Here is a 9,360-nt window from a genome sequence, read left to right on the forward strand (position 1 = left end):
AGGCGGCGGCGCCGGGCGGGGCCGCGTTGCCCGGGGCGCCGCCGGTACCCGTGTCCGCCGTACCCGCCGAAGTGTCGCCGCTGTCACCGGACATGTCGGCCGGACCGCCCGCCGCCGGCTGCCCCAGCGCTTCCCTCGCCTCCCGCGCCCTCGGTGCCAGCAGCGGCGAGAAGTGCGGGTTGGTGCGCAGCGCCTGGTCGATGTGGCGGCGCGCGGGGCCCGTCATGCCCAGGGTCCGCTCGATCTCGCCCCGGTGGTACGCGAAGAGCGCGCTCAGCGGCCCCTTGTCCGTCGCCTTCGTGGCGTACGGCAGCGCCCGCGTCGCGTCGCCCGCCCGGAACAGCGCCCAGCCCAGCGCGTCCGCCATCTCCACGCTGTGGTGGCCGCGGCCCCACTCCGCCGTCAGCCGGTCCACCGCGGCCTGCGGGTCGCCGTGGTCGGACTCGTACCGGCCCAAGACCAACTCCTCGTCCACGCCGTTCCGCTGGGCACGCGCCACCTGGGACCGCAGCGCCGCGTACTGGCTCCGCGCGTCGCCGTCCAGCCCCGCCGCGTCGTACAACTCGCCCAGCTCCAGCGAGTATTCGGGCAGTGGCAGCCGCGCGATGGCCGACTGGTACGCGCCGTACGCCTCGTCCGTCCTGCCCAGCGCGGCCAGCGCCCGCGCCCGGCCGGCCAGGGACGGGTGGTGGTCCTTGGCCGCCTGGAGCGCCGCGTCGTAGTGGGCCAGGGCCTCCTTCGGCTCGCCGCGCTCCCAGGCGAGTTCACCCAGCTCGTGCAGGGCCGCGGCCTTCTCTGTCGGGGACGTGGCGCGCTCCACCGCCTCGGTCGCCTTCGCGGCCGCGTCCTCGCGCCAGCCGCGCGTGCGGAAGACGCCGGCGGAACGGGCCAGCACCTGCGTGCCCGACCGCAGCTTCGTGAGCTTGTCCAGCGCCTTGCCGGCCGCCGGGTAGTCGCCGAGACCGTCGTACGCGTCGATCAGCACCGGATACGCGTCCCACTGCTTCGGCTGCCGCGCGCCTACCTGCTCGCCCCACTTCTTGGCGGTGGCGAAGTCGTTGCGGGCATTGGCGAGCGCGCCGAGCCCGACCAGCGCCTCCGTGTTCCCCCGCGCGGCCGTCCGCACCTTCAGCGAGCGCCGGAGCGCCTGCTCGGCCTTCGGGTAGAACGCCGGGTCCGCCCGCCGCTTCCCGCTCTCCACGTACGCCGAGCCGAGCACCGCCCACGCCTGGTCGTCCGCCGGATGCTCGCGCACCCGGGTCTCCTTGTCGTGGACGAGGGCCGTCAGATCCGCCGGCGAGGCGGGCGCCCCGGCGTCCGCCGCCGCCAGCGCCCTGGCCTCGGGACCGGCCGCCGGTGGCGACCCCTCGTCCTTGTCGGGGACGAACACGAGGACGCCGACGACCAGCACAGCGCCCACCCCCGCTGCCAGCGCCGCCCTTCGGACCTGCCTGACCTGCTCCGTCTTCATGGCGTTCATACGGATTACTGTGCGTCAATACGACGAACGCACCCGGTGTTGTGCTGTGGATCGCTTTCGGGTTCACACCGATGGCCCCGGGTGCGACTCTTGGATCATGGACAATCCTGACGATCTGCTCGCCCGACTCCGGTCGGCCCTGCCCGAAGAGGCCCTGATCACCGATCCGGACGTCATGGCCTCGTACGCGCACGACATGGCGAGCTTCTGCGCGGCGGGCGCCCCCGCCGTGGTCGTCCTGCCCCGTACGGTCGAACAGGTCCAGCACGTCATGCGCGCCGCGACCGCCCTCCGCGTCCCGGTCGTCCCGCAGGGCGCGCGTACCGGTCTGTCCGGCGCGGCGAACGCGTCCGACGGATGTGTCGTCCTGTCCCTGGTGAAGATGGACCGGATCCTGGAGATCAACGCGGTCGACCGGATCGCCGTGGTCGAGCCGGGCGTCGTCAACGCCACGCTCTCGCGCGCGGCCGGCGAGCTGGGGCTGTGCTACCCGCCCGACCCGTCGAGCTGGGAGACCTGCACGATCGGCGGCAACATCGGCACCGCGTCCGGCGGGCTGTGCTGCGTCAAGTACGGCGTGACCGCCGAGTACGTCCTCGGCCTGGACGTCGTCCTCGCCGACGGCCGCCTCCTCAGCACGGGTCGGCGCACCGCCAAGGGCGTCGCGGGGTACGACCTGACGCGGCTCTTCGTCGGCTCGGAAGGCAGCCTCGGCGTCGTGGTCAAGGCCGTCCTGGCCCTGAAGCCGGCCCCGCCGCGGCAACTGGCCCTCGCGGCTGAGTTCCCCTCGGCCGCTGCCGCCTGCGACGCGATCTGCCGGATCATGGAGGGCGGCCACACGCCGTCCCTGCTGGAGCTGATGGACCGTACGACGGTCCGCGCCGTCAACGCGCTGGCCGGCATGGGCCTGCCGGAGACCACCGAGGCCCTGCTCCTCGCGGCCTTCGACACTCCGGACCCGGCGGCCGACCTGGCGGCCGTGGGCGCACTGTGCACGGCGGCAGGCGCGACGGAAGTGGTCCCGGCCGACGACGACGCCGAGTCGGACCTGCTCCTCCAGGCGCGGCGGCTCGCCCTGCCGGCCCTGGAGGCCGTGACCGGCACGACCATGATCGACGACGTGTGCGTACCGCGCTCACGCCTCGGCGACATGCTGGAGGGCATCGACGCCGTCGCCCGCAAATACGGGCTGACCATCGGCGTCTGCGTCCACGCGGGCGACGGCAACACCCACCCCACCGTCTGCTTCGACCCCACCGACCCGGACGAGTCCCGCCGCGCACGCGAGTCGTTCGACGAGATCATGGCCCTCGGCCTGGCGCTGGGCGGCACGATCACGGGCGAACACGGCGTCGGCGTCCTGAAGAAGGAGTGGCTGTCCCGCGAACTGGGCCCGGTGGGACTGGAGATGCAACGAGGCATCAAGCAGACCTTCGACCCGCTGGGCCTGCTGAACCCGGGCAAACTCTTCTGAACGGCCCGGTGTCCCGCCGGGTTATTCGGTGGCCCGTGTTTTCGGCCGCCCGGTAGGTTCCTGCCGTGACTGACGACGGCATGACAGAGATCAGACCCGCGGACGCGGCAGACGCGGCGGTGATCGCCCGCATCCACCTGACGTCCCGGGTGGCGACCATGCCGTATCTGCCCCCGCAGACGCGCGGTCACGACGAGGTCGCCCGGTGGATCGAGGATGTCGTGCTCCCGTCGTGCCGCACATGGGTGGCGGTGCGCGACGGCGAGGTCGTCGGCTACGCCGCCCTTGAGGGGGACATGCTTGAACACCTCTACCTACGACCGGAAGCCCGCCGCAGGGGCATCGGCACGCTCCTGCTCGACCAGGTCAGACGGCACAGTCCCGACGGGGTGTCGCTGAGGGTCTTCCAGCAGAACACCGATGCCCGCGCGTTCTACGAACTCCACGGCTTCGCGGTCCTCGACACCAACGACGGCCGCCGGAACATGGAGAACCTGCCCGACATGACGCTGCGCTGGACCCCGGACGACGCCCGCTGACCCGCGTCAGCGCCGCGGCGGGCCGAGCCCGTACGAGTGGTCGCGGGCGCGTCCGGCTTCGCCGCGGTCGGTGTCTGGCTACGTTGCCGGCGACCGGAGCCGGCTTTCGTGAAGGACACCCATGACCATTCCCGCGCTGGACCACGCGACGACCCGTTACTCTCTCGCGCACGCCTACTGGATGAGCCGGGCGGCCGGGCTGGCCACGCTGGACGAGGACGGCATCGAGGCCCAGGCGCACGCGTGGGGATTCAGCCGGGTGCGGTACTTCGAGTCGACGCACACGATGCCGTTCCCGATCGAGGACACCCAGGCGTACGTGATGGCCAGTGACCGGATGATCGTCACGGGGTTCCGCGGTACCGAGGTGGCGAAGATCCGCGACTGGCTCACCGACGTCAACACCCCGCCCGTGCCGGGACCGGGGAACAAGGGCTTCGTCCACTACGGCTTCCACCAGGCCCTGGAGTCCGTCTATCTCCAGGTCCGGGACAGCATCCTGGAGTTCCGGGACCAGGGGCAGAGCGTCTGGTTCGCCGGTCACAGCCTCGGCGCGGCGCTGGCGATGCTGGCGGGTGCCCGGCTGTACTTCGAGCAGCCGCGGCTGCTCGCCGACGGCGTGTACACCTTCGGCCAGCCCCGCACCTGCGAACGGCTTCTGGCCGGCGCGCACAACAAGGCGTTCGCCGACCGGTGTTACCGCTTCGTCAACAACAACGACATCGTCCCCCACCTGCCGCCCGAGCCCGCGTACACGCACGTCGACGCGCTGCGCTACTTCGACGCGTCCGGCCGCCTCCACCAGACCATGCCGCTGGTCGCGGCGCTCCAGGACCGGGTCAAGGGAGTCGCCACCGACCTGTTCGCCCCGGAGACCGACGCGGTCAAGGACCACCACCTGCCGAACTACATCGCGGCGTTCGAGAAGAACCTCACGACATGAGGCGGCGCCCTAAAGCCAGTTGGCCCAGCCGAAGGTGAACAGGTAGGCCCGGCGCAGCGCCTGGGTGCGGGGGAGGGCTCTGAGGAGCATCACCGCCAACGTCACGACGAACAGCGCGGCGAAGGCTCCCGCCACCAGAAGACCGGTCGCGGGAGCCACGAGGAAACCGGCCAGCACACTGACCAGCAGGACGACCCCGGCGCCGAAGTGTGCGGTGCGGAGGTCGGCGCGTAGTGCCTCGCGGGCTGCTGCGCGGCCCGACGCCAGGTCGGCGTCGTACCGTTCGCGCGCCGCTCGCGGGTCCGCGGCCGGGCCCTCGGGCCACTCCCGCACCGTCGCCCCGCGGCTCAGCGCAGGCGGGACGACGACAGGATCGAGGTCAGGTGGGCGACCACCATGAGCCAGGTGATCGCCGTGATGGCCAGGACCGCGATGCGGGTCGGTTCCAGGCCGCCGATCATCGCGTCGGCCACCGCGACCACCAGGAGCAGCAGGGACGCCTCGATGCCGTTCGTGATGCGGTGGATCTTGAAGGCCGAGGCCAGGCGGCGGGCCGAGGCGAGGCCCTCCGAGCGGGGGCGGGTCGACTCGTCGTCCGCCACCGGCAGGCCGCGGCGCGCGCGGGCCACGTCGACCAGGTCCGTGGACGCCTTCAGCAGGACGATGCCGAGCGCGGCGGCGAGGCCGACCGAGATCCACAGGTTCGAACCACCGTGCGCCGCGCGGAAACCCGCGCCGATCAGCAGCGCCGCGTCGGCCAAGTACGCGCCCAGGCGGTCGACATAGATGCCCGCCGCGCTGTTCTGCCCCTTCCAGCGGGCGACTTCGCCGTCCACGCAGTCGAACAGCAGGAAGAGCTGGAACAGCACAGCGGCGAGCACGGCTCCCCACAAGCCCGGGATGGCGAGGGCGAAGCCCGCCGCGACACCGCACACCACCATCGTCCACGTCAGGGCGTCGGGCGTCACCCGCGTACGCACGAGCTGCCGCGTGGCGTGCAGCGAGATACGCCTCATGTACAGGCGGCCCGCCCAGTGTTCGCCGTTGCGGCTCTGAAGCTTTGCGTTCGGCTGGCAGACCTCGCGGAGCTCTGTCAACGCAGGGGCGATCGCCATGGCTGTTTCCTCTTCACCTGCGGTTCGGCAAACGGTCGCCCCAGGTTAGAGGAACCGCCCCGCCGCCTCTCCGCTGCCCCTGGCTCCCGAACAGCGGCTCGCTCCCGAACACCCCCCGCACCCACGCCCCTTCACACCTCACCGTCCGCCGACTCGTCCGACGGCCACGGGTCCCGCAGCCACAGGTCGTCCGCCGGCATCGGCGTCAGCAGCCGGGACAGCCCCTCGTCGATGCCGAGCTGCGCCGTCTCCGTACCCGGTGGCACGATCCGCAGCGTCCGCTCCACCCACGCCGAGACCGCCGCCGACGACGCTTCGAGCAGCGCGTCGCCGTCCGGCGACGTCAGCGCCAGCGACAGCACGCCCCGGCCGCTCACCTTCGTCGGCCAGATCCGTACGTCGCCGTGGCCGCACGGCCGGAACACGCCCTCCACGAGCAGCTCACGCGCGAACGTCCAGTGCACCGGATTCTCGCTGCCGATGTGGAAGGTGATGTGCACGGCGTACGGATCGCCCGTGCGATAGGTCAGCCTCGCGGGTACGGGGATACTGCGCTCGGGTGACAGCACCAGGTCGACTTCCAGCTCGCGTTCCACCACGGTGTCCATGCGAGGCACTTCCTCTCCAGATACTCCCGTTACTCCGGGCGAAGGCCCAGTGGCGGGCCGTATCTACTTAGAGGGCGTACCCCCGCCGCTATGACGCGACTTTCGGCATGAAATTCTCTGCCGGTGCCTCCGCTGCTGTTCAACGATGACGATGTCCGCGCCCGGCTCGACGCGGCGACCGCCGTACGCGCCGTACGGGCGGCGATACTGGCCGGACACGAAGGCACCCTCCACGCGCCACCGCGCGTGCGCGCCGACATCGGCGGAGGCCATCTGGTCTTCACCGCCGGACGCCTCCGTGAGCAGGGCGTCCTCGGCTTCCGCGCGTACGTCACCCGCGCCGACGCCGAACAGCTCGTGGCCGTGTGGGGCTCCGACGACGGCGATCTGCGCGCCCTGGTGCACGGCTCGGAGCTGGGCTCGCGGCGGACGGGCGCCATCGGCGCCGTGGCCGTCGACACCCTCGCCAGACCCGAACCCGTCGCGCTCGGCATGGTGGGCGCCGGTACCCAGGCGTGGGCCCAGCTGTGGGCGGTGCGCGAGGTCCGGCAGATCACGGACGTCCTCGTGACGGCCCGTCATATCGAGCGCGCCGAGAGCTTCGCCCGCAGGGCCGCCGACGAACTGGGCCTCACCGCACGCGCCGTCGCCGGGGTCGAGGAGGCCGTACGCGACCGTGACGTGGTCGTCGTCGCCACCGACAGCCGCGTGCCCGTCCTCGAAGCGGACTGGATCGCGCCCGGCACGCATGTCACGACGCTCGGCCCCAAGACCCTCTCGCGCCACGAGGTGCCCGCCGCGCTGGCCGACCGGGCCGCGGTGCTCGTCACGGACTCGGTCGCCCAGGCCGCCGGCTACCCCGAGCCGCACGTCCTGCCGGTCGACCGGATGGTGGACCTCGGCGCCGTCCTGGCGGGGGCCACCCCGGGCAGGACGGACGCCGAGCAGATCACGCTGTTCTCGTCGGTGGGTCTCGCCGGTACGGAGGTGGCGGTGGCCGCCGCCCTGTGGGAGACGGCGCGGCACCACTGACCCGCCACCTCACCCCACCCGGCCGCGACAGCCCGCCGACCGCCCGCGACCGCGCTACGACTGGCTGACGTTGACGGCGAACCAGTCCACGCTCATGCCGGCGCCCGAGCTGATGTCGGCCGACGGCGAGGTGCAGCCGCAGACCTTGTTCGGGTACGAGCCGCCGATCGCGACGTCGAAGATGGCGAAGAAGCCGTGGTCGACGGCGGCCTGCCAGGTCGCGGTCGAGACCTCGCTCTGGTTCACGGCGAACGTCTGGACCCCGTCCAGGTAGAACCGCAGCTGCTCGGCAGCGGCGTTCGTGCGGTCCACGATGACGGAGTACGTGTGGTAGCCCGTCTGGCAGCCGTCGCACGGCTGCAGACCGCTGCTGATGCCGTCGGGGTCGTGGCACTCACCGGCCCACTGTCCGCAGTGGAAGGTCGTCGAGTGCTGGCTGAGCCCGTTGACGTCCTCCATGATGTCCAGCTCGCCGATGCTCGGCCAGTTGGTCGCGCTGACCGGCCGCGCGTCCGCCCCCATCGCCCAGAAGGCGGGCCAGTAACCCAGCCCGCTCGCCGGGTTGGGCTGCTGGAGCGAGGCGCTGATCTCGACCTGGCCGCCGGCCGGTGCGCCGAAGTCGGTGCGCTGCGTCTCGACACGGCCGGAGGTCCACTGCCCGGCGGCGTCCTTGATCGGCTTGATCACCATATGGCCGTCGCCGTCCTGGTAGACGTTGTCGGTCGAGTCGGTGGAGACCTCGATCTCGCCCGTACCCCAGTTACCGGCGCCGCCGGGGTAACTGGTGCCGAGGTCGTACAGCCAGTCCGCCCGGTTCAGGCCGGTGCCGGCCGCGCCGTTGAAGTCGTCCCGGAAGACGGTGGTCCAGTCGGCCGCCGCCGAACCGGCCGTGTCGGCCGAAACGACGGGGGCGGTGCCGGCGGACGCCGAGGTGGCCGTGAGGCCGACGAGTCCGGTCAGGGCGAGGGACAGGGCGGCGAGGAACGCCGGCAGACGACGGCGGGGAGTTCGTGCCAAGGGGGCCATGGGGGGCTGCCTTCGGTTGTGGGGGGAGTGGAGCGGGGGGTGGGGGAGGAGAGGGGGTCGGGAGTGGGGGAGTTGGTTTTGAGAGCGCTCTCACCATCGACTGTCATGCACCTGATGCAAAGGGGTCAAGGGGTCGGACCGGCTTTTGCGGGGAAGTACTGACGTCGGTGGATAGCACACCCTGGCGAGCCAACCCCCGAATGCGGTCGATGTGTTGGTCTCTTTCTTCCGCCTGGTGCGTTCTTCGTTAATGTCTCCCTTGGACACGGCGCTTGGTGAGTGGAACGGAGTTGGGGTCAGTGGCTACTCCCCCTGGTGACGGTGGGACCGCACCCCGGGAAGGGTTTTATCCGGACCCGTCGATCCCCGGGTACGTCCGGTACTGGAACGGCGCCGCCTGGGTGCCCGGTACGAGCCGGCCCGCCCCCGAGGGCAGCGGCGCAGCCCCGCAGCAGCCGGGTCCCGCGGCCCAGGGCCAGCCGGGGCGGGGACCTGCCACCCCCGCGGTCGAGGAGACCGGGCCCGTCTTCTTCGACGAGGACCCGCCCGAGGACCCCCGCCAGGAGCCCGCTTCCGTGTGGCAGGCCGACGTCTCCCGGCAGACCGGCTTCGGCGGCGAGCGCGACCACCGCGTCTCCTGGGGTGCGCCGGACCCCCGCGTGCCCGGCCCGGCGCAGAGGGCCGCCGACACGCCCCGTACACCCCACACGCCTCATACGCCCCGTGCCATCGCGCCGCCGGCGTCCGGCGACGGCGAAGGCGAGCCGCCGAGTGACGGTACGGTCGCGATCCGCGCCATGCGACGCGGCATCAGCCCCGGGCGCGGCGCCGGGATCGGCGCCGGCCGGCCGGAGGCGAACCGCCCGCAGAACGCGGACCCGGATCAGAACCCGGACCAGGCCCCGGGCCGGAACCAGCCGCCCGCCGTGGACAGCACCATGGCCATCCGGGCCCTGCGCGCCGCCCGCCGGGCGAAGGGCGAGGAGGAAGCGCCCCCGGCCTCCGCGGCGTCACCCGCGCCGGACCGGCCGCAGCTCCCCGCACAGTCCCAGCAGCCTCGCCGGCCGCAGGAAGCGTCCGCCCCCTGGGCCCGGCAGGTGCGCGAACTGGCGCAGCCGCCCGCCACCCCGGCGCTCCCGGCCG

Annotated in this window: 10 protein-coding genes; 5 read left to right on the top strand and 5 right to left on the bottom strand. The window is 72.4% G+C overall.

From position 1 onward, the window contains the following. Positions 1-1,480: tetratricopeptide repeat protein (locus HY68_RS42025; protein WP_107070187.1), on the bottom strand; the 1,480-nt coding region annotated here is incomplete at its 3' end. Between the two features lie 97 nt (positions 1,481-1,577). Here HY68_RS42025 and HY68_RS15615 point away from each other — a divergent pair. The 3 genes from HY68_RS15615 (at position 1,578) to HY68_RS15625 (ending at position 4,436) form a co-directional block, all read left to right on the top strand. Continuing rightward, on the top strand, positions 1,578-2,954 hold the full coding sequence (locus HY68_RS15615; RefSeq protein WP_041989173.1) for an FAD-linked oxidase C-terminal domain-containing protein: 1,377 nt from the start codon (positions 1,578-1,580) through the stop codon (positions 2,952-2,954). Positions 2,955-3,019: 65 nt separating this feature from the next. Beyond that, positions 3,020-3,493, top strand: a complete 474-nt coding sequence (locus HY68_RS15620) for a GNAT family N-acetyltransferase (protein WP_041989174.1) — start codon at positions 3,020-3,022, stop codon at positions 3,491-3,493. A gap of 121 nt (positions 3,494-3,614) precedes the next feature. Next, on the top strand, positions 3,615-4,436 hold the full coding sequence (locus HY68_RS15625; protein ID WP_041989175.1) for a lipase family protein: 822 nt from the start codon (positions 3,615-3,617) through the stop codon (positions 4,434-4,436). Between the two features lie 9 nt (positions 4,437-4,445). Here HY68_RS15625 and HY68_RS15630 read toward each other — a convergent pair whose 3' ends face one another. From HY68_RS15630 to HY68_RS15640, 3 genes are all read right to left on the bottom strand, one after another. Continuing rightward, positions 4,446-4,769 carry a hypothetical protein gene (locus HY68_RS15630; protein ID WP_052457100.1) on the bottom strand — a complete coding sequence of 108 codons (324 nt, stop codon included), beginning with the start codon at positions 4,767-4,769 and terminating at the stop codon, positions 4,446-4,448. Between the two features lie 14 nt (positions 4,770-4,783). Then, a complete protein-coding gene (locus HY68_RS15635; protein ID WP_041989176.1) occupies positions 4,784-5,551 on the bottom strand; it encodes a CDP-alcohol phosphatidyltransferase family protein in 768 nt (255 codons plus the stop codon). A gap of 131 nt (positions 5,552-5,682) precedes the next feature. Beyond that, entirely contained in the window at positions 5,683-6,159 is a 477-nt protein-coding gene (locus HY68_RS15640; protein ID WP_041989177.1) for an SsgA family sporulation/cell division regulator, read from the bottom strand. Positions 6,160-6,282: 123 nt separating this feature from the next. Here HY68_RS15640 and HY68_RS15645 point away from each other — a divergent pair, with 123 nt between their 5' ends. Then, a complete protein-coding gene (locus HY68_RS15645; protein WP_041989179.1) occupies positions 6,283-7,191 on the top strand; it encodes an ornithine cyclodeaminase family protein in 909 nt (302 codons plus the stop codon). Between the two features lie 54 nt (positions 7,192-7,245). On the opposite strand, the gene HY68_RS15650 is transcribed toward HY68_RS15645, so the two are convergent. Further along, the gene (locus tag HY68_RS15650) at positions 7,246-8,208 is read right to left on the bottom strand and encodes a glycoside hydrolase family 16 protein (RefSeq protein ID WP_241778587.1); all 963 of its coding nucleotides are present in this window, start codon (positions 8,206-8,208) and stop codon (positions 7,246-7,248) included. Positions 8,209-8,516: 308 nt separating this feature from the next. Between HY68_RS15650 and HY68_RS42035 the strand changes: the two genes are divergently transcribed. After that, positions 8,517-9,360: DUF2510 domain-containing protein (locus HY68_RS42035; protein ID WP_157874443.1), on the top strand; the 844-nt coding region annotated here is incomplete at its 3' end.

This window comes from Streptomyces sp. AcH 505, from assembly GCF_000818175.1.
GTDB lineage: Bacteria > Actinomycetota > Actinomycetes > Streptomycetales > Streptomycetaceae > Streptomyces.

What these genes read in the sequence shown, in the direction of transcription:
- HY68_RS15625 (WP_041989175.1), top strand. Translation starts at nt 3,615, where the DNA reads ATGACCATTCCCGCGCTGGACCACGCGACGACCCGTTACTCTCTCGCG.
- HY68_RS15615 (WP_041989173.1), top strand. Translation starts at nt 1,578, where the DNA reads ATGGACAATCCTGACGATCTGCTCGCCCGACTCCGGTCGGCCCTGCCC.
- HY68_RS15640 (WP_041989177.1), bottom strand. Translation starts at nt 6,159, where the DNA reads ATGGACACCGTGGTGGAACGCGAGCTGGAAGTCGACCTGGTGCTGTCA.
- HY68_RS15635 (WP_041989176.1), bottom strand. Translation starts at nt 5,551, where the DNA reads ATGGCGATCGCCCCTGCGTTGACAGAGCTCCGCGAGGTCTGCCAGCCG.